The sequence below is a fragment of the Pseudomonas sp. QE6 genome (genome assembly GCF_041379005.1).
Lineage (GTDB): Bacteria > Pseudomonadota > Gammaproteobacteria > Pseudomonadales > Pseudomonadaceae > Pseudomonas.
Genome location: NZ_CP166873.1, coordinates 1,310,109 through 1,333,030, shown reverse-complemented (window position 1 = coordinate 1,333,030; position 22,922 = coordinate 1,310,109). Strand labels below are relative to the sequence as shown.

Here is a 22,922-nt window from a genome sequence, read left to right as displayed (position 1 = left end):
ATGCTCAAGATCTACCTCGCCGGCCCCGACGTGTTCCGCCCCGACGCCTTCGAGCAGGGCGAACGGCTGAAGGCCCTGTGCGCCGAGTTCGGCCTGCAAGGGCTGTATCCGCTGGACCACTCGGTGCCCGAGGGGATCGACCGGCCGCGGGACCAGGCCCTGTGGATCTACCAGGCGAACCTTGCGCTGATCGCCGAGGCCGACGCGGTAGTCGCCAACCTCAACCCCTTCCGTGGCGCCGAGCCGGACAGCGGCACGGCCTTCGAGCTGGGCTACGCGGCCGCCCTGGGCAAGCCGCTGTATGGCTACATCCAGGAGGGCGGCAGTTGCGCCGAGCGCCTGCCGTGCGAGTGGAAGGGCGACGAACCGGAGTGCGACCGCGAGGGCAACCAGGTGGAGGCCTTCGGCCTGCCGCTGAACCTGATGCTCGGGGTGCCGGCGCAGATCGCCGTGGGTGGGGCGCGTGAGGCGCTGGAGTTGCTGCGTGCGGAGCTGATGCTTTCGTAGGAGCGAACTTGCTCGCTCCTACGAAGAGCCGTGCCAATAGAAAACGCGCCCTGGGGCGCGTTTTCTATTGGGTCAGAAGAGCCTCAGCGGCCTTTCTTCAGCTCGAAGTTGAACACCTTGGTCGCCTGGCGTGCCACGATCCGACCGCCCAGTGTGCGGGGCTCGAAGCGCCACCTTTCCATGGCGTCGCGCACGCTGCGCTCGAACACGCGCGGTGGTGTGGACTCAAGGAACTGGATGTCGGTGATCCGGCCGTCGCTGGTGATGGTGAACAGCACCTTCACGCGCCCTTCGATCTGCTTCGCCTGCGCCATGCGCGGATAGGTCGGCGGATCCATGCGCAACGGCTTGATGTCGCTGTCGTTGAGGCTGCCGGTCGGCAGGCCGGCGGGGCCTTGCGCGCCGGTCGGCGCCGACTGCGCGCCCGGGGTGGACTGGCCAACGGTCGGCGCGGCGGGCGGCGGCGGTGCAGCCGGGGTCGGCGGCGCGGTGGTTTCCGGCGCCGATTCCGCTTCAGGCTCGGGCTTGGGTTTCGGCTTGGGCTTGGGCGCGACCTTGGGAATCGCCTTTTCCACCGGCTTGGGTTTGGGCTTGGGCTTTTCCACCGGTTTGGGCGGCTCGACCGGCTTGGGTGGTTCGGGCGGCGTCGGCACCGGCGCGGCGGCCGGCGGTTGCTGCACCGGCTCGGGCTTGGGCGGCAGGGTGACGACGCTGACCTGCATCGCCTTGGGCAGCTCGCCCTGCCCCAGGTTCAGCTCCGTCGGCGCAGGGACGACCCAGAACAGCGCGGCGACTATCGCCGCATGCATGCCGATCGCCAGACCCGAGGGGCGCCACCAGCCGCCACTGCGCGGCGGTTCCTCGCCCTCCTCCACGCCTTCCACGGGAATGGCGTAGGGGATCAGCACCTCTTCGGGGATTACGTCCACATCCCGGCGTTCCCCCTCGCAACTGACCAGGCGCAGGTTGGCCTCGTTGACGCGCTGGGCGTTCACGCTGGGCAATACGGCGCTGTCTTCCACCGTGGCTGCAGGGAACAGCGGGGCCTCGGCGGACACGGCGAGAGGGTCATCAGCCGCTTCGCGCAGTTGGGGTAACGACATGAGAAAGCCTGCGGAAAGAGTTCAGGAAGCAGTAACTTCTGATAATTATTATCATTCACTAATCCCGCAAGGGCAACCTCGTCCGTCAGGACGGCGCGATGGCATGGCGCAAAAGCGCGTCGTGGAGCGGTTGCGGGTCCATTTGCGCCGCCAGGATCAGCTCGATCCGGCTGTCGCGCCGCCAGGGGCTGGGTGTCCAGGGCGCAACCTCTGCGGTGCGGTTGCACGCCAGCCAGCCGGCCTCGCCGTGCAGGACCGCCTTGGCCCGCAGCAGCCCCGGTAAACCGGCGAGCCAGTTATCCAGTTCGGCAATGCGGAAGCGCCAGTCGGGGTGAAAGCGCCAGCCGATCGCCTGCCGGCCATCCTCGATACGCACCTGCCGCATCGGCTGGTCGCGACGCAGCAGCACGGCACCTTCCACACCCTTCGGCAGGGTCGGCAATTCGCTCGCGGCCTCCGTCAGGGGCGTGGTCGGCAACTCGGGGAACGCCAGCCGGCCCTGGGTGGTCCAGCGCATCGGTAACGCCGGCAAGCCGGCCAGGAGCGCGGTGCGGGCCGCGTCATCGAGGTCTTCGCTCTTGTTCAACAGCAACAGTCCGGCCTGCGCCAAGGCATTCTGCTGGGCCTCGGGCAACGGCTGCCCGGCAGCCAGCGCCGCGGCGTCCAGCACCATGACCAGCGGCTGGACCGCCAGCACGCCCTGCCAGGGCGCGGCGCGCAGTTGCGCCAATAGCTGCGCGGGATGCCCGAGCCCGGAGGGTTCGATGAACAGCCGCTGCGGCCTGGCCTTGCGCAGCAGCCGGCCCAGGCCGACCTGGAAGGGCGCGCCATTCACGCAGCACAGGCAACCTCCGGCGACCTCGCCGAGGGCGACGCCGTCCTCGTCACGGCTGAGCAGCGCGGCGTCCAGGCCAACCTGGCCGAATTCGTTGACCAGCACCGCCCAGCGCTCGTGGGCCGGACGTTGGGCCAGCAGGTCGCGCAGCAGGCTGGTCTTGCCCGCGCCGAGGGAGCCGGCAATGAGATGAGTCGGGATCTGCTTCAACATTCGCCCATGGTGCCGCCTGACGCTCGCCGGGAAAAGCGCTAGAGTCGCGGCTTCTTATCGCACCCCCGGACCGACCATGCGCCAGCTCCTGCCCTTCGCCCTCGCCTGCCTGCCGCTGCTCGCCCACGGCGAAGCCTGCGTGGTGCACAGCCAGGGCGCCAACCTCGACGTGAAGGTCTGCCAGCAGAACCGCAGCATTCCCGAAAAGCTGTTCCGCGAAGGGTTCTGCCAACCGCAGCTCAAGGACCAGAAGGTCCAGGTCACCTACGCTGACAGCTGCCCCAGCGGCGCCTTCGGCGTCTGCGAGAACGCTCAGGTGCAGGGCATGCCCTACCGCCAGGACATCCATTACTACGGGGTGGCCAGCGATGCGCGGATCCTCCAGCCGTTCTGCGAGAGCCAGAGCCACGGCCAGTGGCGCAAGCCCTGAACCCCGGTCATCGTCCTGTCACACGCATCAGGCTTACTGTCGCTGGGTACCTCACACCCTCTCGGCACCCCACGCCGAACATGATCTTGGTGAATCGGGTCGCCATCCCCTGGCGGCCTTTTTTTTGCCTGCCCTGCGCCAGTCCGGCGGTGTGGAATTCAGCCCAGCCAGTCCAGTGTCAGCAGCAGGCGCCGTTCACCGGACTCCGGTTGCGGCGAGCGGTGGACGATGCCGCGACCAGGATTGCCGGCCCACCTCTCGCCCTTGAACAACCCCACGTCGCCGGCCGCCATCTGACGTATCGGCGCAGAGTCGGCGGGCTCCGCCTTCGGCTCGCCCAGGCAGTTGCGGGCCATCGCCCCCTCCTCCAGCCACTGGCTGGCCGGGCCGGCGTAGGTGGTGACCAGCCGCAGCGGCACATGATCGACGTGAAAGCGTGGGCACATGGCGCGATCCAGACAGCGCAGGCGCAGGCCGATGCGGCGTGCGCCCGTGAGGCAGGCAAAGGCTTCCAGCAGCCACTCCAGGTCGGCGCGGAACAGCGCGCAGCCGTCGAAGGGAGCATGCTCGAGCAGCTCACCCAGCACCACGCGCTCTTCCTGCACGTCCAGACTCTGCTTCAGGTCCAGCGGCCGGCTAGCCAGTCGGTCGGCGAAGGCGCTGATTTCCGGGTAGAGCGTGCGTTGCCAGACGGCCAGGTTGACGTCGTCCATCAGGACCTCGGCCAGCACCTGCGGATCGCTCCCCAGCACCTGGCGCGGCCAGGCCGGCGTATCGAAAGCGAACATCAGGCCTGCGCCTCCCAAGGGTCGAAGGGGTCGGGCAGACGTTTCCAGGCGGACGTGCCGGCCGCCATCTCGGCGTCGTTCAGCAGGCAGCGATCCAGCTCGGCGCACAGGCGGCCGACGTCCAGGTCCTGGCCGATGAATACCAGCTCCTGGCGGCAGTCGCCGCTGTCGGCGTCCCAGTGCTTGAGCACGGCCTGCAGCTCGGTGGTGTCCTGCGGCCAGTCCTCGCGCGGCACGAAGCGCCACCAGCGTCCGGCCAGACCATGGCGCAGCAGGCCGCCGGCCTGGGACCAGCTGCCCGCCTCGCGGTAGCGGCTCGCCAGCCAGAAGAAGCCCTTGGAACGCAGGAGGCGGCCATTGCTCCAGGGCTGCGCCAGGAAGTCGTGGAAGCGCTGTGGGTGGAAGGGCCGGCGCGCGCGATAGACGGTAGAGGCGATGCCGTAGGCCTCGGTCTCCGGCAGGTGCTCGCCGCGCAGTTCCTTGAGCCAGCCAGGTGCACGGGCGGCACGCTGGAAGTCGAAACGGCCGGTGTCGAGAATGCGCGCCGACGGCACCTGGCCCATCACCATGGGCTGGATGTAGGCGTCCGGATTGAGCCTGCGCAGGATCGCCAGCAGCTCGTCGCGCTCGGCATTGCTGATCAGGTCGATCTTGCTCACCAGGATCACGTCGGCGAACTCCACCTGCTCCACCAGCAGGTCGCTGAGCGAGCGCTCGTCATCCTCGCCGAGGGTTTCGCCGCGCTCGGCGAGGCTGTCGGCACCCTGGTAGTCGGCGAGGAAGTTCAGCCCATCGACCACCGTGACCAGCGTATCCAGCCGCGCCAGGTCGGACAGGCTGCGGCCCTGCTCGTCGCGGAAGGTGAAGGTTTCGGCCACCGGCAACGGCTCGGAGATGCCGGTGGACTCGATCAGCAGGTAGTCGAAGCGGCCTTCGCGGGCGAGGCGACTGACCTCTTCCAGCAGGTCCTCGCGCAAGGTGCAGCAGATGCAGCCGTTGCTCATCTCCACCAGGCGCTCCTGCCCGCGCTTGAGGCTGACATCGCGCTGGACCTCGCGACCGTCGATGTTGATTTCGCTCATGTCGTTGACGATCACCGCGACCCTGAGCTGCTCGCGGTTCTTCAGCACATGGTTGAGCAGGGTGCTCTTGCCGGCGCCGAGGAAGCCGGACAGGACGGTGACGGGAAGTGGCTTGTTCATGGGGCTGTTCACGGGTGGGCTCCAGAAAATCAGGCTTCGCGGACGTGCAGTTCACGCCGTTCCTGGCGCTCCTTGGCCTCGACGCAGAGCGAGGCGGTGGGGCGTAGCAGCAGGCGGCGCAGGCCGATCGGCTCGCCGGTCTCCTCGCACCAGCCGTAGTCGCCCCGGGCCAGGCGCTCCAGCGCCTGGTCGATCTTGTCCAGCAGCTTCTTCTCGCGCTCGAGCACGCGCAGTTGCCACTGGCGCGCTTCCTCGCGGCTGGCGATATCGGCGTCGTCGCTGGGACGCTCGCCGTCCTGCAGGGCGTGGAATTCCTCGTCGATGCGCACCTGCAACTCGCCGCGCTGGTTCAGCAGCAGGTCGCGGAAGTAGCCCTGTTGTGCCTCGCTCATGTAGGCCTCGCCGGGCTGTGCGAGCAGTTCCTGTTCGGTCATGGCCGTCTCCGGATCGGAGGTGATCTTTTATGTTATATTATAACAATGCAAGATCGACAAGCGACCGCTGACGTGCGATACCACTGCCCTCACCGATGCTCCGGATACCCGATGCTGCGCCGCGCCCTGCTGTTCTGCCTGTTCGCTCCGTTCGCCCATGCCAGCGGACAGGCGCCGCTGCCCTTCCCCGGCGAGGTGCCGGCACGCTGCGCCTGGTCGGCGCAGGTGCTGGCCTGCATGACCGACGCGGGCGATCTCTACAGCGTCGCCACTCAGGGCCACGACACCTACCTGCGCGGCTTCGAGGCAGCCAGTGGCAGGCGCTGGGCGCAGACCGGCACGCGCTACGGCAGCCTGACCTTCTTCAGCGGCATCGCCAGCGACGGGCAGGTGTGGGTCGGCACCAGCCGGGGTATCGGCTGGACCAACATCAGCCGCTTCAGCAGCTCCTCCGGCGACAGCACCCGCCTGACCTGCGGACGGGTGAGCGGCTGCAGGCAGCAGGCACGCTGAAGGAATCCGTTGCGGAAATGCTGCCAGGCAAATACGTTATATTATAACAATTGCTGACTGTGACCGCCCATGACCGCCTTCCTTCCCGACATCGCTTGCCAGTCCACGCACCCGTCTGTCCCGCTCGACTGGGTCGGCATGCAGGGCATCGCCGTGCCACTGCAGATCGCCGGCGAGCGCGTCGCCGCCTTCGCCGACGCGGGCGTCAGCCTCGATGACGCCGAGGCACGCGGCATCCACATGTCGCGGCTGTACCTGGCGCTGGAGGCGTTGGCCGAGGCGGAACTGTCGCCCGTCCTGCTGCGTGAAACGCTGGGGCAATTCCTCATGAGCCATGCGCAGCTTTCCTGCCAGGCCAGCCTGACGCTGCGCTTCGAGCTGATGCTGCGCCGCCCCGCCCTGGTCAGTCCGCTGCGCGGCTGGAAGCGCTACGCCTGCGAAATCCATGCGCGCCTGGAGGGCGATGAGCTGGCGCTGGAGCTGCACCTGTCGCTGCCCTACTCCTCCACCTGCCCCTGCTCCGCGGCGCTCGCCCGCCAGTTGATCCAGCAGCGCTTCGACGCCGACTTCGCCGGCAGGGCCCTGCAGGCCGAGGAAGTCCGCGCCTGGCTCGGCAGCCCGCAGGGCATCGCCGCTACCCCACACAGCCAGCGCAGCGAGGCGCAATTGCGCCTGCGGCTCGTCCCGGCGGCCATGGCCTTTCCGTTCAACGAACTGATCGACCACGCCGAAGCCGCCCTCGGCACCGCCGTGCAGACCGCGGTGAAACGCGCCGACGAGCAGGCCTTCGCCCTGGCCAACGGGCAGAACCTGATGTTCTGCGAGGATGCGGCGCGCCGCCTGCACCGGGCTCTGGTGCAGCGGGAAGAGGTGTCAGGCTTCGAGGTGCGCGTGGTGCATGCGGAAAGCCTGCATGCCCACGACGCGGTGGCGGTGAGCCGCTGGGCGCGCCCTTAGAGCACCATGTCCAGGCGCAGTCGGTCCCGGCAGCGGATGCCGTTTTCGATGATGGGCTCCGGGTAGTTCAGCGAGAAGTAGTCGTGCTCCACGCTGGCGATGCGAAAGCCCATGCGCTGGTACAGGCCGAGTTGCGTGAGGCTGGAATTGCCGGTGGCGATGTCCAGGCGCAGGGCGCCGATGGCGCGCGCTGCGTCGATCGCGGCAGTCAGCAGGCGACGAGCCAGGCCGCGACCCTGCCACTCCTCCTCCACTGCGAGGTTGGTGATCTCGACGACGCCCCAGCTGCGTGCCGTCAACGTCAGTACGCCGCGCACCGACTCGCCATCGCGGAGCGCCAGCACCCGGGACTGCGGCAGGTAGCGCTCGATCTGCGCTCGACAGGGGTCGGCCAGCAGCAGGAGAGGCCACGGCGCCTGGGCCGGAGTGAGTTCGACGAGGGACAGTTCAGAGAGGAAGGACACCATGGATCCGAAGGGGCGAGCCAAAGGGAGGCGACGGTTTACCCTCTACCAGCCCCCGATGCAAGCATTGCGACATCATCTTTGGTCTTAGTTCGGACGAACCAGGCCCGCAAAGCGGGCCCGGAATCGCCCGTGGAACGCCTCAGGCATAGATATCGCCCCGACTCCACGGCACCTCATGGCTGCCATCGGCGTGCGGCCTGCTGGCGAGGATCTGGTGCAGGTTGATCCAGCCCTGCTTGAAGCCGTAGGCACAGCCCGCCAGGTACAGGCGCCAGATGCGCAGGGCCTGCTCGGGGACCAGTTTGGCCGCCTGCGCCAGCTTCGCTTCGAGGCTCGCGCTCCAGAAGTCCAGGGTGCGCGCGTAGTGCAGGCGCAGGCCTTCGACGTCGACCACCTCCAGCCCCGCCTCGCTCATGCGGGCAACGGCCAGCGACAGGTGCGGCAGCTCGCCGTGGGGGAACACATAGCGGTCGATGAAGTCGCCGGCGCCGCGGCCCACCGGACGCCCATCGGTATTGCTGGATGTAATGCCGTGGTTCATCACCAGCCCACCCGGGCGTACCGCGTCGAACAGGTGCTGGAAGTAGATGCCGAGGTTGGCATGGCCGACGTGCTCGAACATGCCGACACTGACCACCTTGTCGAAGCGGCCGTCGCGCGGCAGGTCGCGGTAGTCCCGCAACTCCAGGGTCACCTTGCCTTCCAGGCCGTCGGCCTTGACCCGCTCGCGGCCGAGCTTGAGCTGTTCCTCGCTGAGGGTGATGCCATGCACCAGGACGCCGAATTCCTTCGCCGCCAGGCGCGCCAGCCCACCCCAGCCGCAGCCGACATCCAGCAGCCTCTCGCCAGGCTTCAGGCGCAGCTTGCGGCACAGGTGCCGCAGCTTGGCCAGCTGGGCCGTGGCCAGGTCCTCATTGCCGGTCTCGTAGTAGGCGCAGGAGTACACCATCTCCGGGTCCAGCCAGAGCTGGTAGAACTCGTTGGACAGGTCGTAGTGGTAGTGGATCGCCTCGGCGTCGGTGGCCTTGTCGTGGCTTTCGCGCACGTAGTCACCCGCGTCGTCATCACCGCCCAGGGCTGCGCTCAGGGCATCCCCCATGGCGATCACCTCGCCGATCGGGCCTTCGATGTCCATGCGCTTTTCGACGTAGGCGCGCCCCAGCACATCGAGGCTAGGCTGGGTGATCTCGGTCAGCAGCGTCGGGTCACGCACGACGAGAGTTACCTGCGGGTCCGGCCCCAGGTCGAAGGCCTGGGCCTCGCCGATGCGTATGCGCAGCGGCAACTGCAGGGACAGCAACTCAGAGGGCAGATTGGCTTTCATGCATACCTCCTGGTCACAGGGCTGAAGAACTATAGACCAGTTACTCCATAGTCTGTCCCTATGGCCTGGCCCGCAAAAGACTATCGGGCACCCATGCAGCGGTGCGTCTACCGGGTTCTTTGCAGTGGATTGCACCCCCGGCGGGGGCGTTCCAAAAAGAACGTATGCAACGATAGTTCGCTACGCAAGCGTAGCAGCGCCGCCGTGATACTTCGTTTCCAGTCCTGAGATAGAGCCTTTCCCAGCCGGTAACGATGATGCCGGCATGACCGGCCGTTACTTCATTGGACTACACTGTCGCCCCCTCCGCGTGCATTCCGACCGGAGGACCTCTGTAGTGAAGGGGGCCACCTTGAATACCTTCTCCGCGCCGCGTCCGGCGGTCCGCACCGTTCTGGTGGGGCTGATGCTGGCGATCTTCCTCGGTGCGCTGGACCAGACCATCGTCGCCGTGTCGCTACCGGCGATCTCCGCCGGCTTCGGCGACTTCGACCTGCTCGCCTGGGTCATCTCCGGCTACATGGTGGCTATGACCATCTCCATGCCGATCTACGGCAAGCTCGGCGACCTCTACGGGCGGCGCGTGCTGATGCTGTTCGCCATCGCCCTGTTCACCGCCGCCTCGGCGCTCTGCGGCGCCGCGCAGAGCATGGAACAGCTGGTGCTCGCCCGCGTGCTGCAGGGCATCGGCGCCGGCGGCATGATGTCGGTGAGCCAGGCGATCATCGGTGACATAGTCCCGCCCCGCGAGCGCGGCCGCTACCAGGGCTATTTCAGCAGCATGTACGCCATCGCCAGCATCGCGGGTCCCGTGCTCGGCGGCCTGCTGACGGAGTACCTGTCCTGGCGCTGGGTGTTCCTGATCAACCTGCCGGTGGGACTGGTCGCCCTGGCCGTCTCGCGGCGCACCCTGCGCGGCCTGCCGGTGCCGGGCCGGCAGCCGGTGATCGATTACCTGGGCACCGCGCTGATGATCGCCGGCCTGGGCAGCCTGCTGCTGGCGATCACCGAAGTCGGCCAGGGCGCGCGCTGGAACGATCCGCAGATGCTCGGGCTGTTCGCCGCCGCGCTGGTACTGATCGCGCTGTTCGTGCTGCAGGAGCGTCGGGCGCCGGAACCGCTGGTGCCGATGCACCTGTTCCGTATCCGCGCGGCAACGCTGAGCTGGCTGATCAGCTTCTTCGCCAGCTTCCAGGTCATCTCGCTATCGGTGCTGGTGCCATTGCGCTTCCAGTCGGTCACCGGCGCCGGTGCGGACAGCGCGGCGCTGCACCTGCTGCCCCTGGCCATGGGCGTGCCGCTGGGCGCTTACTGCTGCGGGCGGCTGACAGCGATCCTCGGCCGCTACAAGCCGCAGATCGTCGCCGGCGCGCTGTTGACGCCCTGCGCCATCGCCGGCCTGGCGCTGGCGCCGCCGGACGCCTACCTGCTCTCGGGCCTGTGCATGCTGCTGACCGGCACCGCCGCCGGCACCCAGTTCCCCACCAGCCTGGTGGCGGCGCAAAGCGCCGTGGACACCCGCTACCTGGGCGTGGCCACCAGCAACATCACGCTGTTCCGCTCCCTGGGCGGTGCGGTGGGCATCGCGCTGATGTCAGCCCTGCTGCTGGCCATGCTGCAACCGCTGGCGGGCGATGCCGGCCATGGCCTGTCGGCCAGCGCCCTGCTCGACAGCCTGAGCGGCGCCGGCCATGAGCCCCAGCGGCAGACACTGGACCGGGTGTTCAGCCACCTGTTCCTGATCAACGCCGGCTTCGGTGCCCTGACCCTGCTGATCGCCCTGGCGCTGCCCGATCACGCATTGCGTGGCCGGGGCAGCGACTGAACAGCCGGGCGCCGGGCAAGGTCAGTCCTCGTCGTTGAGGTAGCTGACCTTGCGCAGGTCCGGCAGCAGCAGGCAGACCACCAGCGCCACGCCGCACATGATCGAGACGTAGATATAGAAGTACTCCTCGACGCCGAGGTTCTTCAGGCCCAGGGCGACGTATTCCGCCGAGCCACCGAAGATGGCGTTGCCCACCGCATAGGAAAGGCCCACGCCCAGGGCACGGATCTGCGGCGGGAACATCTCCGCCTTGATCAGGCCGCTGATGGAGGTGTACAGGCTGACGATGGCCATGGCCGCGATGATCAGCACGAAGGCCAGGTAGGGGCTGCTCACCGCCTTGAGCGCGGAGAGGATCGGCCAGGTGAAGAGCATCCCCAGGAGGCCGAACCAGAGCATCGAGGTCTTGCGCCCGATGCGGTCGGACAGCGCGCCGAACAACGGCTGCATGCACATGTAGACGAACAGCGCGAAGGTCATCACGCCGCTGGCCACCTTGGGGTCCATCCCGGCGGTGTTCACCAGGTATTTCTGCATGTAGGTGGTGAAGGTGTAGAAGATCAGCGAGCCGCCGGCGGTGAAACCCAGCACGGTGAAGAAGGCGCGCTTGTGGTGGGCGAACAGTTCGGTGAGGGTGCCGGACTCCTTGCGCTGGAGGTTGGATTCCTTGGCCGTCTCGCTCAGCGAACGGCGCAGGTAGAAGGCGATCACCGCGGTGATGGCGCCGACCACGAAGGGAATCCGCCAGCCCCATTCCTTCAGCTCGTCGGTAGTCAGCAGCTGCTGCAGGACCACCACCACCAGCACCGCGAGCAACTGCCCGCCGATCAGGGTGACGTACTGGAAGGAGGCGAAGAAGCCGCGCTGGCCCTTGAGCGCCACCTCGCTCATGTAGGTGGCGCTGGTGCCGTACTCGCCACCCACCGAAAGGCCCTGGAACAGTCGCGCGAGCAGCAACAAGGCGGGCGCGGCGACGCCGATGCTGGCGTAGGTCGGCATCACGGCAATCGCCAGCGAGCCGCCGCACATCATCAGCACCGAGATCATCATCGCTGTCTTGCGGCCCTTCTTGTCGGCGATGCGGCCGAACATCCAGCCGCCGATGGGGCGCATCAGGAAGCCGGCGGCGAACACCCCGGCGGTGTTGAGCAGTTGCACCGTCGGGTCGTCCGAGGGGAAGAAGGCGTGGGCGAAGTACAGGGCAGTGAAGGCGTAGACGTAAAAGTCGAACCACTCCACCAGGTTGCCCGAGGAGGCGCCAACGATGGCGAGGATGCGCGTACGGCGCTCATGGGCGGAGTACTGCGGCGCGGAGGCAGGTGCGTTCATGGGGCTTCTCTGATTGGGTTGAACAGCGTCCCGGATCTTTGGGCGGAGGTCCCTGGCCGCCCCGTATCAGCCCTATCACCGCGTGGTCCGGGCGATCTGACGCTGACACAATCAGAAACAGTATAGACACCTCCGATAGCCGGCTAACGAACTCCGCGGCATTGCCTCGCGCTTTTGGTTCGAATATCGGACAGGCCCAACGGGCGTTTGTCGTTTTCGATTGACCGGCCAGTGGCCAGCTTCTATCGTTGGCCCGCCTTGCGCCCTTCGGGAGACTTGTCAGGTACCCCTCGGAGGGTCGGGGCCCGACCTTGTCCACAAGACAAGGTCGATTTCCATTCCCCTCGTGTTGCGGCTCCTGCCGCCTGGCCTCGGTGCCCCGTCCACACCCCCGGACGTGCAGGCACCGGGGGAATGTTGATCTGCCCTCTTCCCTCGCCGCCGCTCAGCCCTATCGCTCGACCATTGGTCGCCGACATTTAACAGACATCTGCCCCGTGTATACTGCCGGGCAGTGCTACAGGCCGCGAAAGACGCGGCTTTCGTCGATTCGACCGAGGGGCTCTGCTTGAACGCAGCCAATCCATTGTGGTTTGCCATCGGACTGGCCGCGCAGGCGGCTTTTTCTGCCCGTTTCCTGGTCCAGTGGGTGCTGTCCGAACGCGCCCGCAAGAGCCTGATGCCGGTGCACTTCTGGTACTTCAGCTGTGCCGGCGCGGTGCTGCTGCTGGCCTACGCCACCCATCAGCGGGACCTGGTGATCTGCCTGGGGCAACTCGCGGGCCTGGCGATCTACCTGCGTAACCTGGAATTGGATCGTCGCCACGGCGGCGGCCGGGCGCTGTTCTTCGCCTGGCCCTGGCTGACCTGGTCGGCGGTGGCCATCGCGCTGGGCTGGATGTCCAAGCCCGAACCGATCATCCATGCCATCACCGGCGCCGATCCGTTCTGGACCACCCTCGGCATGGTCGGCCAGGTGCTCTTCACCGGGCGTTTCGTGCTGCAGCTGTGGTATTCCGAGCGCGCCGGACGGCCGGTCAACCCCATCTACTTCTGGTACCTGTCGATGGCCGGCAGCGTGCTGCTGTTCAGCTACGCCGTAGCGCAGCGCGACCCGGTCATCATCCTCGGCCAGTCCTTCGGCATCGTGGTCTACCTGCGCAACCTGGCGCTGATCCGGCGCCAGGCCGAGGGCGCCAGCGCGCAGAGTCAGTGAGCCGTCGGGGACCCTGAAGCCGTTTCGCTGAATGAAGGAATCGCCCCAGGGGCACCCGAAGCGGCCCCCTCAGCGCTGCTTCTCGAAGCGGTAGAAGAGGTTCGGCTCGCTGCCCACGTAGAGATTGCCGTCGGCGTCCATGGTCATCCCCTCGGCCTGGGGCGCCGCGTGTTTCAGGTCGCCAAAGCCGCCGAGCGAGCGGAAGCTGACCAGCTTGCCCTGCCCGTCCAGCTCCATGATCAGCTTCGACTCCTCGCTGAGCACCAGCAGATGGCCGCTCTTGCGGTCGTAGTGGAGGTCGGAGATATCGGTACCGAACACACTGCGCTTCACCCAGGCGGTGTGGTCGATCACCCTGAGCTGCAACTTGCCGGCGAGGCTCGCGCGAACCCCGGTGACCTCGTAGATCTGCCGCGGGCCGCGCTCCTTGCCGATGAACAGGCGGTCGTGATCCGGGTCGTAGGTCAGCCCTTCGAAACCCTTGTTGTGCACGCTCGGGTTGATCTCCAGGGCGAACGACTGCGCATCGCGGGCGTCGATGCCCTGGCCAGGCTGCTCCGGCAACGTGAAGAAGTCGATCTGCTGAAAGTTTTCATCGGACACCGCCACCAGGCCGCCGCCCAGGTAGGCCACGCCTTCCACGTCCTGGAAACCGGTCATGGAATACTGCGCCAGCAGCACCCCGGTCTTGCTCAACACCGCCAGCTTCATGGCACCGGCGTTGGTCACGGCGATCAGGCGATCATGGTCGAAGTCGTAGCTCAGGGCGGACAGGTCGGACTCGATGCCCTTCACCGGCTGCGCATCGATCACCACCTTGTAGTCGGGCAGCCAGACGCTGCGCCCGGCCCACTCCGAAGCATGCAGCTGGCTGCTGAGGTAGAAGTAGGCCTGCTGCGGCCAGTGCTTCATGAGCAGCAGCGTCACACCCGGCACCAGCAGCACCAGTGTCAGAGCCAGCCACAGCACGGTGCGCCGGTCGAAACGGCGGCGCAGGGGATGCAGCTGCATGACGTCCACGCTATTGGCGACTCGGTTCACGTTCAGACTCCCAGCAAAGTGGACACTCAGAAATACGGCTGCTTCCAGGCGAAGCGGTAGGCCGGGGCGGAAGCGTCGTCGGCGCACTGGCCGTTGTCGGCGTCGGCGCCCACCAGGAACCAGTGCTCCTCGTAGTCCCCCTTCACTTCGCGGGCGCGCTCGCGGCGGAAACAACGCTCGAGGCCCTCGGCGGAGACCATGGCCAGCGCCTGCGGATGGCCGCGCAACCAGGTCAGCGCCTTGTTCAATGGGGCCGGGGTATCCAGGCCGAAGTGCACCAGCGGCTGACGGGCGTAGAGCCAGTGGCCCTCGCGCCAGTTGGTCAGCACCAGCTCGGCGCCGCCGCTCAGGCGTGCCACCTCCGCCATCAGCGGACGGCGGTCGTCGCCGGGGTCGCGCAGCGGCTCGATGAAGCCACGGGCGAACCAGGCGGCAAACCAGAACAGCGCGATGACCAGGAAGACCTTGCGCGCCCTCGGCCGCTCGGCGAACCAGCGGCGCAGCAGCCAGGGCACCAGCGGCGCCATGGCCAGCACCAGGGCGGGCAGCGCGGGGAAGATGTAGAGCTTGCGCTTGCCGGAGCTCAGGCTGAAGAACAGCAGCACCAGCGCCACCCAGCCGAGCAGCACCAGCAGGCGGCCGTCATGGCGGGCCAGCTGGCGGCGCCAGGCGGGCACCATCCACGGCAGGGCCAGCACAAGCGGCAGCCAGTACTGCGGTATGACCTTGGCGAAGAAGTACCAGAACGGTTCCTGGTGCTGCCAGGCGCTGGCGTAGCGCCTGGCGGTCTGGTGCAGGAGGATGTCGTCGAGGTAGGCGCGGCCATCGGCGCTGCCGCTCAGCAGAACGTGCAGCACCACCGGCACCAGCCACAGCGCGATGGCCCCCAGGGCCACCAGCAGGCCCAGCCACCAGGCGCGCGCCTGGCCAGGCATGCGCACCACGCCGGGCCAGCCCTTGCGCGCCGCATAGGCGTAGGGAATCAGCATCAGCGCCGGGAGGAAGCCCACGCCCTTGCTGATGATGCCCAGGCCCATCGCCGCACAGGCCAGGTAGAACCAGCGCCACGCCGGACCGAGCAGCAGGTGGCGGCCCAGGCCATAGATGCCCAGGCTGATCCACAGGCAGAGGAAACCGTCGATGCCGCCATCGCGCAGCACCGAATAGGTCTGGTAGGTGGCCAGGAACAGCAGCCCGGCGATGACGCCGATGCGACGATTCCACAGGCGACGGCCCAGGTCGTAGAGGCAGGCGGTGGCCACCAGAGCGGAACCGAAAGCCGGCAGGAACAGCGCCAGGTTCGGTGTCACGCCCAGGCGCACCAGCAGCGCCACCAGCCACATGAACAGCGGCGGCTTGTCCGGATAGATTTCCGCGGCGCGGTGGGGAATCAGCCAGTCACCGTTCTGCAGCATTTCCAGGGCGACGCCGAGGAAGCGCTCCTCGTCGACGTTGCCCGGCTGGCGCAGCCCCAGGCCGGCCCCCAGCAACAGGGCCGCCAGCACCAGCAGCAGCCAGGGTCGCTCGGCGCAACGCCACAACCAGGAATGCTGCGTTCCGCGCCCGACACACAGGAGGGCCAGGCTGGAAAGGGGGTTGCCCGGCTCGCCCTGGTTCGCCATGGATCAGCGTCCCAGTTCGCGGGGAACGGCATCCAGGCGGGTGCGCCGGATCAGCCACCAGACGCCGAACAGATCCAGGATGCCCACCAGCGCGCGGTCCAGGTTGCCGTACTTGGACACCCCGGCATTGCGCGGCCGGTGATTCACCGGGTGCACGCGCATGGCGCCCTGGTGGCGCTGGATCAGCGCCGGAATGAAGCGGTGCATGTGATCGAAGTACGGCAGGCGCAGGAAGGCCTCGCGCTCGATCAGCTTGAGCCCGCAGCCGGTGTCGGGCGTGTGGTCGTTGAGCAGACGGCCGCGCAGGCGGTTGGCGAAGCGCGAGGCCCAGCGCTTGCTGGCGCTGTCCTGGCGCTTCACGCGGTGTCCGGCGATCAGCTTGAGGTCCGCCGGGCAGTCGGCGGCGCGGACCATGGCGAGCATCCCGGGGATATCCGCCGGGTCGTTCTGCCCGTCGCCATCCAGGGTCGCCAGCCAACGGCCACGGGCGGCCTCGGCGGCGTGGTAGATGGACGTGCTCTGGCCCAGCGAACGCTCGTGGGTCAGCACCCTCAGCTCGGCGTAACCACTCCGCTGCAGGCTCTGCAGCACGGCACGGGTCGCGTCGGTACTGCCGTCGTCGACCACTATGACTTCAAAGGTCTCACCGGCCAGGGCCTGACGGACTTCCTCGAGGAGCCCGGGAAGGTTCTCGGCTTCATTCTTCGCCGGAATCAGCACCGACACGTAAGGGCTGTTGGACATGCTTGGACTCTTACTCCGTGGCCTTCACGCCGCACCGGCGCAGGGCTCTTCAACCGCGTAGAACTCGCGGTACCAATGAACGAATCGCTCGACCCCGCTCTGCAGCGAAGTCGCCGGGCGGAAGCCGGTGCGCTGAGCCAGCGCCTCGACGTCGGCCCAGGTCTGCAGCACGTCACCGGGCTGCAGCGGCAGGTAGTTGCGAACGGCCCGGCGGCCCAGCGCGTGCTCCACGCACTCCACCATGTCGAGCAGGCGCACCGGCTCGCCACGGCCGATGTTGTAGAGCGCCACCGGCGCCTCGCCGTGCTCGCCCGGCTGGGGCGGGCAGTCCTGGATACGCACTACGCCCTCCACCACATCGTCGATGTAGGTGAAGTCGCGGGACATCTCGCCGTTGTTGTAGATATCGATGGGGCTGCCTTCGAGGATCGCCCGGGTGAACTTGAACAGCGCCATGTCCGGACGCCCCCAGGGGCCGTACACGGTGAAGAAGCGCAGGCCGGTGAGGGGCAGCCGGTAAAGGTGCGCGTAGGTGTGCGCCATCAGCTCGTTGGCGCGCTTGGTCGCGGCGTACAGCGACACGGGCTGGTCCACCGCCGCGTCGGTGCTGAACGGCATGCTGCTGTTCATGCCATACACCGAGCTGCTGGAGGCATACACCAGGTGGCCGACCTGCGAATGGCGGCAGCCTTCGAGCAGGTTGACGAAGCCGGTCAGGTTGGCGTCGGCGTAGGCCTGCGGGTTTTCCAGCGAATAGCGCACCCCGGCCTGGGCGGCCAGGTGGATCACCCGCTCGAAGCGCTCCCGCTGGAACAGCGCGGCCAGGGCCGGCGCATCGGCGATGTCCAGGCGCTCGAAGCGGAAGTTGCGCTCCTGGCGCAGCAAGGCCAGGCGGGCCTCTTTGAGCTCGACGCTGTAGTAGTCGTTGAGATTGTCGATGCCGACCACGTCGTGGCCGTCGCGGCACAGCCGCTGCGCAGTGTGGAAGCCGATGAAACCGGCAGCGCCGGTGACCAGGAACTTCATGGATGTCGACCCCAGCGGGAAGCGAGGGCGGAAACATCCCGTGTCAGCACGAACGCTTCGATCGTCATGGGTCGCCCGAGCCAGTGTGTTGTTGGTGACCGGCCATGGCCGGTTCCTGGTCTTGTAAGTCCGGAGCCGCAAATGGCCTCGGCTACGCAGTTCGCCCGTTACGGACGCTGCGCAAAGGCTGACTTATCGTCTTGGCAGGAGCGCGAAGAATTCGTGAAGGTTTTGTAGGGAAATTGTGACGCCTTTGCGGCGAAAACGCCTATCGACCAGAGGCGGGGGAAGGAAGGACCGAAGGCCGGCGCAATGCGCCGGCCCTCGGAGATGATCTCAAAGAATAAAGTCCGTCTTAGATCCTCCCATGATCCGGGGCCTCCAGAGAAGCGCTTTCCAATCCAAAGTCCGTCACTTTCTCCCCCTCAAGCACCGCGGGGCGCATTTTTTCGAATAAAGTCCGTCCCCACAGTGAAACCGCGGCCTCTAGGGCGTCGAAGCTACGCTTTGCGGGCGCTCGAGGACCACGCTTGCCCGAATTTGTAGAAAGCCTCAACAAGCTGCTCATTGGTAGCTTTCTTGGGTGCAGGGCGCCTCTTCGTCTTGGGCTTGACTGGATCCGGGGCCATTCCCTCGGCTGCAGACCTCTCTGCTGGAGTCAGAGCAGACATTACCGCGATGCGGTTCGCTGCGATATCACGCTCTCTACGTATATAACTCGCCACGTTTGCACTATATTCAGATGGGAGTTCAAATGGACAGACGAGGTCTAGCCTCCTCCTAGAGCTTTTGCCTTGCACGGAAATACTCTGCAACTCCTCAACATCCAGCCGATTCGAAGCGTATTCGACTGAGCGATATCCGTTCACGATATCTGCGAACGTAATACTTACCCTTCCGGACCGCCGCGCCTCGAAATAAGCAGCTTTGAAAAGTTGAACAACAAGTCTTTTGATACCATGAGTTGATTTAAATACCTCATCGACAATCTCATCTGCTGTCACAGAGAAATTTTCCCCACCAACCGATACGCACTCATGCAAGTAGTCATACCATTCCTGGCTGCCAGGGATATCCGGAACCATAATTTTGGGCTCAGACAATAGGCGTTGCTTATCCTCACTATTCCTCGCAAGGAGTTTATGAAGAAGACTATAGTTGGATACAAACAGGACAGACGGACCGATGCCGGACAATGTGAGTATGATCTCTACGACTCTGGCTGCACCGCTACCAGTATTAATATGCTGAGTTTCGTCCAAGATCGCTAATGCGACTGCCTCTTGCCAAGCACGCCGCCGACTCTCCTGCAAAAGCTTTGCTGAGTTCACTTTCGGGACTGACGTTTTAAACTCCTCACCCAAGAAATCGAGCAGCAACTGCCGCCCTCCAGCCTTCTCCCGTCCGCTGGCGTACCAATGGGACACTGCCTGTAGCTTTCCACTGACGTGATCTGTCTCTAACTCAACAGGCCCAGGAAGAACCTTCCGGAGAGCGGCGATGAGTTGTGACTTTCCGACCCCAGCCAAACCAGTCAAACAAATAGGAAAAACTTCAGTGTCACGTGGGGAATAAACCCCTCTCAGGTAAGCCGCCTCCGAGCTGTACACATCAGAGCAGTACAAAGCTGAGCGACCAACCATCTCTTTTATGAACTCGACTACAAACTTGTTAGGGAGAAATATTTCTTTGAGCGAGGCAGTTAGAACTTCAGCCGCAACCCCCACCTCCAGACTCGCCAGACCACCCAGCGCAGGTGGGATTACTTCCACAGTCTCTTTTATATAATCATCGCGGCATAATCCATCAAAGCGGGAGGTTAGGATTCTCATCACTCGCCCCCTTGATGAGTTGAGCGGTAGGCCGATTCATCCGCGCGGCTCGCGGCGTTCCTCTTAACTGGGCCCCACTTCCATCGTCCAGCCATCCACCTGTGACCCGAGCTAACTTCAAAGCGGTCTTCTAGCTCCTGCTCTTTGGCGGGCTTTTGCTCTCTGGCTATAGCCTTCAGGTCTAGCAGGGTGTCATTGAGCTCAATAAGCTCGTAGAGCGAAATGTCCTGACTGCCAGGAGCGGCACGTGCGGGCACAACTACATCCAGTTCGAGTAATTCTCCTTCATACTCGATCCAAATATGCCGAAGACAGGCGTTGAGTACGTATGCCTTTACAGGGATCTTTCCCCGCCTCGCGGCGCGATCAAACGCCCCCGACTCGACTAAGGTCTTCGAGATATACTTCCTGTGTAGAAAATATACTGCGTCTCTGCCAATAGTGGCCGGCTGCGGCGAAAGGAACTCCCTGGCAGCCTCATCGAAGGGCATCTCACGGCCGCTATCACGGCCCCGCTTGCTGTAGTAGGCCCAGACCGCAGCCGGGTTAGGCTCGACTCGAGCTTCGATTAGCTCACCTTCCATCCTGGCAGACGCATCCGAAAGCAAATTATCCTTCAACACTTGAAAAATCGCATGCTTAGCCATGTCAACAAAATTAAAATCAGCTTGAAAGTGCTTAGGCTGACCCTGACTTTCTTTCGACCTAGGGTGAGATGACTCAACTGTGGCCTTAGACTGGCCCGAATAAGAAGGAGGAATCTCAAGAGCCTTAAGCCACTTGATTTGAGCGAAGCTAGGCAAGGTAGCCCCTGGGCCGCGATCAACTACAATGTCTGAAGGAAGGCCATAGCATGGCCACTCATAATCCTCAATCGAAATACCAAACAAACTGCAGAACCTCACCTTTCGGACAGCCATAGAAAATAAACACATCTTATAGGCTTCCAGGGTTTCATTTGCTTTGGCAAAGCCTATGCCAAGAATAGCGCCAGAAACTCCGCATACAGCGCGAACCCAACAAAACGCTTTTTGTGCGCTATTTTCCTCTAAGCCGGAAACCTTCATCCCCGGATTATATCCATCCAACTCCACTCGCTGGTTTACGTTCAACAGTTTGGCGGAAAAACTACCTTTCGACCCTGACTTGCTTCGCGCCAAATTTTTTCCCTTTAGATCGCGGTTCAGCTCTTCGCGATCGGAAAACTTAAAGAGGACGTCCCTGAATTGATTTTCCGAAGGGAATGACTCACCGGTAGGACTTACGAAACCTTTGTCTTTCCCTAAAGACTTACACTTGAAGTGGCTTACCAAAGTAGCTCGCCAAATTTGGTTCAGGGTCTTGTCTTCACCTTTGTGCTTTTTGAAACCCGCTAAGATCCTCTCCTTCATATCGCTAGTAACGTTAAAACCAGCATTCCGTCCATTTACTCGTGACGGCCGGCCATATTTCTTAGCCGTCCTAGCTTTTGCCTCACGGTCCCAATGCCCTATCCTGTGATAGACAGGGAGAAGCGCTCTGACCTGTCGACCGAAACAAATATAGGAATAGAACCAAAATTTAAGGCGTGTCGAATTCTGCGCGTGAGCCTTGGCGTGCGCGACAATTATTGAGTTAGGATTATCAGACGCAAGAATCTCCTCAAGGCGGTCATCAAGCTCTTTGATTGCCATGTACCGATCGTCAACGATTTCCTGATAGCTCACCTTCCGACTCTTACGCCCCTCCTCTATCTGCGACAGCGACTTGCCCCAGATCGGTTGTAGCCATGGCGGGCCTGCATATTCGTCATCAATTTCCACCAGAAAACCTTGCTCAAGCGCACTCTCAAACTCTACTCGGGTGAGTGTTACGAGGTTGGCTCGCATGCCTTCCTTACCCTCGCCGAACAAAACAAGGAGCACTCGATTTCGTGCACCGTCATTACGCAGAAAACGATACTCCTGATTCTTTGAGAATCCACGGTATCCCTCCGGAGCGACGATGATCGATCCCGTCATCATTTCTCGTCTCCTTTGTAGAGTTCCGCGTATACATCCAATATGTCACGTTCAGCGCGTTGGAGCGGATGATCAATCAGAACTGGGCTAAACAAATCGACAGATAGTCGCCGTGCCCAGACATCCTTGTAGAACTTTCGTATAAATTGATCTCGACGCCCCCATTTCCGACCATAACTTAAAGCCACATTTGAAACAGGGACTCCATCATCAATCGCCAACTCAACGTCGCAGGAATAATCATCAAGGAGGCTTTCATCCAAGTCAAAATCGTCGTCGTGGCAGCCATATAGCAAACTAAGGTTTGCAGCCACAGTTTGATCAATATCCTCGGAAGATACCCTAATGGTTTTTATGCCCATCTCCCGATAGTACTCTTCTTCCAGCAAGTGCCTCAGGCGGGCCTTTTCCTTATCACGCCGCTGCTGAACAAGAGGTTTCACGGACTTCCTCTCGTTCTCAGCAAAGTCAGCACGACTCCCCTTAACCGACCAATTTATGGCGTAAGGAATTCCCGACTCATCTTTTAGATAGAGAAGAAGATCTCCCAAATAGGGAAATGGCGTGGACTCACGCTGGCCATCAGCACATTCCACTGTCACCTTGTGATGTTTAAGACCGATCCTATCCGCAATGCTTACAGTTCCGGAAGTTGATCCAAGGCTCATCCCTATCGCGCTCGGATGGCCATGTAAAGGATGCAACATGGCGGCGGGAGATAGCATCTTTTGCTCGTGAAGATCGAACAATCGCGGATGATAGAGAGCAAGTTGAGCAAAAGTCCGCTCATGCGTTGAGATAAGGTGAATCGACCGACCGAGCTTTCTACTATTCAACTGACTGCAGCGAGAACCGCGGGGAGCTTCGTTTCGCACAGCCATAATAGAAGGGCAGTAAGTCATTCCCCATTGGAACCCGAACTGTCTCTCGTAGATCGTTTTTACTTTCTGTTGAGTTGCCATCTTGTTGTCCATTCTCTAATGGCTCGCCCGTGCCGGCCTGGCAGAGGCCGGCACGAAATCGGCGCGCCTAAGCCTCGCTTGGGCACGATTTATTTGGGACGAACGGAACCAGTGCAGGGCTTGACGCTCCGCACGTTGAGATAGAGAATGGGGTCGTCAGCCTTCTTATTCTGACACCCCTACAAAGGCCCAACTCGCAATTGGGTCTTTGTCTATCTGGCTCCTGATATTTTTAGGTAGCCGTCATATGCAGTCTCCATTTCGCAAAATCAGCCCGATCGCAGCCCTTCCGGGGGCGTGCAGCACCAGGCCATAAACTCCTCCGTGGCCGGCCATTCCTGCCATTGAGGCCAGCGTACCGATAAAGGAAACGCCAGTTAGCTCTTCATCGTACCGCCAGATGACACTTCCTGACAACTTCCAGACCATTTCCGACTTATATTTAAGTTGCTTTTTGGCATAATTTCTTGATCCTTAATCTTCTTAAAAATAATAAGATCCATCTTATGCCATCCCCGCCATCGAAATAGCCTTGCTATATATCCATATAAC

The 22,922-nt window shown here is 63.6% G+C and carries 21 protein-coding genes; 6 read left to right on the top strand and 15 right to left on the bottom strand.

What is annotated here, in order from left to right; genetic code table 11:
• The gene (locus ACAW63_RS06015; protein WP_371232377.1) at positions 1 to 507 is read left to right on the top strand and encodes a nucleoside 2-deoxyribosyltransferase; all 507 of its coding nucleotides are present in this window, start codon (positions 1 to 3) and stop codon (positions 505 to 507) included.
• 83 nt (positions 508 to 590) lie between these two features.
• On the opposite strand, the gene ACAW63_RS06010 is transcribed toward ACAW63_RS06015, so the two are convergent.
• Positions 591 to 1,610: an energy transducer TonB gene (locus ACAW63_RS06010; RefSeq protein ID WP_371232375.1), complete on the bottom strand. Its 1,020-nt coding sequence runs from the start codon at positions 1,608 to 1,610 to the stop codon at positions 591 to 593.
• A gap of 85 nt (positions 1,611 to 1,695) precedes the next feature.
• Positions 1,696 to 2,658, bottom strand: a complete 963-nt coding sequence (locus ACAW63_RS06005; RefSeq protein WP_371232373.1) for a GTP-binding protein — start codon at positions 2,656 to 2,658, stop codon at positions 1,696 to 1,698.
• A 76-nt stretch (positions 2,659 to 2,734) separates the two neighbouring features.
• Between ACAW63_RS06005 and ACAW63_RS06000 the strand changes: the two genes are divergently transcribed.
• Positions 2,735 to 3,088 (top strand): NADH:ubiquinone oxidoreductase, encoded by a 354-nt coding sequence (locus ACAW63_RS06000; protein WP_343576298.1) that lies wholly within the window; start codon positions 2,735 to 2,737, stop codon positions 3,086 to 3,088.
• A 158-nt stretch (positions 3,089 to 3,246) separates the two neighbouring features.
• On the opposite strand, the gene ACAW63_RS05995 is transcribed toward ACAW63_RS06000, so the two are convergent.
• Genes ACAW63_RS05995 through dksA form a run of 3 tightly spaced genes read right to left on the bottom strand, consistent with a single transcriptional unit; the run spans position 3,247 to position 5,512 of the window.
• Positions 3,247 to 3,876 (bottom strand): DUF1826 domain-containing protein, encoded by a 630-nt coding sequence (locus ACAW63_RS05995; RefSeq protein ID WP_371232371.1) that lies wholly within the window; start codon positions 3,874 to 3,876, stop codon positions 3,247 to 3,249.
• The gene (gene zigA / locus ACAW63_RS05990) at positions 3,876 to 5,078 is read right to left on the bottom strand and encodes a zinc metallochaperone GTPase ZigA (RefSeq protein WP_371232369.1); all 1,203 of its coding nucleotides are present in this window, start codon (positions 5,076 to 5,078) and stop codon (positions 3,876 to 3,878) included. The genes ACAW63_RS05995 and zigA overlap by 1 nt, the downstream gene beginning before the upstream one ends.
• A 29-nt stretch (positions 5,079 to 5,107) precedes the next feature.
• Positions 5,108 to 5,512 carry an RNA polymerase-binding protein DksA gene (gene dksA / locus ACAW63_RS05985; protein WP_371232367.1) on the bottom strand — a complete coding sequence of 135 codons (405 nt, stop codon included), beginning with the start codon at positions 5,510 to 5,512 and terminating at the stop codon, positions 5,108 to 5,110.
• A gap of 114 nt (positions 5,513 to 5,626) precedes the next feature.
• On the opposite strand from dksA, the gene ACAW63_RS05980 reads away from it, so the two are divergent.
• Complete coding sequence (locus tag ACAW63_RS05980) at positions 5,627 to 6,025, top strand: hypothetical protein (RefSeq protein ID WP_371234588.1); 399 nt, start codon at positions 5,627 to 5,629, stop codon at positions 6,023 to 6,025.
• 69 nt (positions 6,026 to 6,094) lie between these two features.
• Positions 6,095 to 6,982, top strand: coding sequence for a GTP cyclohydrolase FolE2 (gene folE2 / locus ACAW63_RS05975; protein WP_371232365.1), 888 nt, complete (start codon positions 6,095 to 6,097; stop codon positions 6,980 to 6,982).
• Here the strand turns inward: folE2 and ACAW63_RS05970 are convergent.
• Both ACAW63_RS05970 and cfaB read right to left on the bottom strand, forming a co-directional pair.
• Positions 6,979 to 7,449: a GNAT family N-acetyltransferase gene (locus ACAW63_RS05970; RefSeq protein WP_371232364.1), complete on the bottom strand. Its 471-nt coding sequence runs from the start codon at positions 7,447 to 7,449 to the stop codon at positions 6,979 to 6,981. The two genes, folE2 and ACAW63_RS05970, sit on opposite strands and share 4 nt — an antisense overlap.
• Before the next feature lie 139 nt (positions 7,450 to 7,588).
• On the bottom strand, positions 7,589 to 8,773 hold the full coding sequence (gene cfaB, locus ACAW63_RS05965; protein ID WP_371232362.1) for a C17 cyclopropane fatty acid synthase CfaB: 1,185 nt from the start codon (positions 8,771 to 8,773) through the stop codon (positions 7,589 to 7,591).
• A gap of 406 nt (positions 8,774 to 9,179) precedes the next feature.
• Here cfaB and ACAW63_RS05960 point away from each other — a divergent pair, with 406 nt between their 5' ends.
• On the top strand, positions 9,180 to 10,598 hold the full coding sequence (locus ACAW63_RS05960) for an MDR family MFS transporter (RefSeq protein WP_371234586.1): 1,419 nt from the start codon (positions 9,180 to 9,182) through the stop codon (positions 10,596 to 10,598).
• 21 nt (positions 10,599 to 10,619) lie between these two features.
• Here the strand turns inward: ACAW63_RS05960 and ACAW63_RS05955 are convergent, their stop codons facing one another.
• Positions 10,620 to 11,927 carry an MFS family transporter gene (locus ACAW63_RS05955; RefSeq protein ID WP_371232361.1) on the bottom strand — a complete coding sequence of 436 codons (1,308 nt, stop codon included), beginning with the start codon at positions 11,925 to 11,927 and terminating at the stop codon, positions 10,620 to 10,622.
• Between the two features lie 568 nt (positions 11,928 to 12,495).
• On the opposite strand from ACAW63_RS05955, the gene ACAW63_RS05950 reads away from it, so the two are divergent.
• Positions 12,496 to 13,143: a lipid-A-disaccharide synthase N-terminal domain-containing protein gene (locus ACAW63_RS05950; RefSeq protein WP_371232359.1), complete on the top strand. Its 648-nt coding sequence runs from the start codon at positions 12,496 to 12,498 to the stop codon at positions 13,141 to 13,143.
• Between the two features lie 69 nt (positions 13,144 to 13,212).
• Here the strand turns inward: ACAW63_RS05950 and ACAW63_RS05945 are convergent, their stop codons facing one another.
• The 7 genes from ACAW63_RS05945 to ACAW63_RS05915 all read right to left on the bottom strand — a co-directional run bounded on the left by ACAW63_RS05945 (position 13,213) and on the right by ACAW63_RS05915 (position 22,382).
• On the bottom strand, positions 13,213 to 14,184 hold the full coding sequence (locus ACAW63_RS05945; protein WP_371232357.1) for an SdiA-regulated domain-containing protein: 972 nt from the start codon (positions 14,182 to 14,184) through the stop codon (positions 13,213 to 13,215).
• 26 nt (positions 14,185 to 14,210) lie between these two features.
• Positions 14,211 to 15,806: an ArnT family glycosyltransferase gene (locus ACAW63_RS05940; protein WP_371232355.1), complete on the bottom strand. Its 1,596-nt coding sequence runs from the start codon at positions 15,804 to 15,806 to the stop codon at positions 14,211 to 14,213.
• Between the two features lie 3 nt (positions 15,807 to 15,809).
• Entirely contained in the window at positions 15,810 to 16,550 is a 741-nt protein-coding gene (locus ACAW63_RS05935; RefSeq protein ID WP_343576272.1) for a glycosyltransferase family 2 protein, read from the bottom strand.
• Between the two features lie 24 nt (positions 16,551 to 16,574).
• Entirely contained in the window at positions 16,575 to 17,576 is a 1,002-nt protein-coding gene (locus ACAW63_RS05930; RefSeq protein ID WP_371232352.1) for an NAD-dependent epimerase, read from the bottom strand.
• A 500-nt stretch (positions 17,577 to 18,076) separates the two neighbouring features.
• The gene (locus tag ACAW63_RS05925; RefSeq protein ID WP_371232351.1) at positions 18,077 to 19,408 is read right to left on the bottom strand and encodes an AAA family ATPase; all 1,332 of its coding nucleotides are present in this window, start codon (positions 19,406 to 19,408) and stop codon (positions 18,077 to 18,079) included.
• Entirely contained in the window at positions 19,408 to 21,411 is a 2,004-nt protein-coding gene (locus tag ACAW63_RS05920) for a transposase (protein WP_371232349.1), read from the bottom strand. The genes ACAW63_RS05925 and ACAW63_RS05920 overlap by 1 nt, the downstream gene beginning before the upstream one ends.
• On the bottom strand, positions 21,408 to 22,382 hold the full coding sequence (locus ACAW63_RS05915) for a hypothetical protein (RefSeq protein ID WP_371232347.1): 975 nt from the start codon (positions 22,380 to 22,382) through the stop codon (positions 21,408 to 21,410). Before ACAW63_RS05915 ends, ACAW63_RS05920 begins: the two co-directional genes overlap by 4 nt.
• Positions 22,383 to 22,922 lie beyond the last annotated feature (540 nt).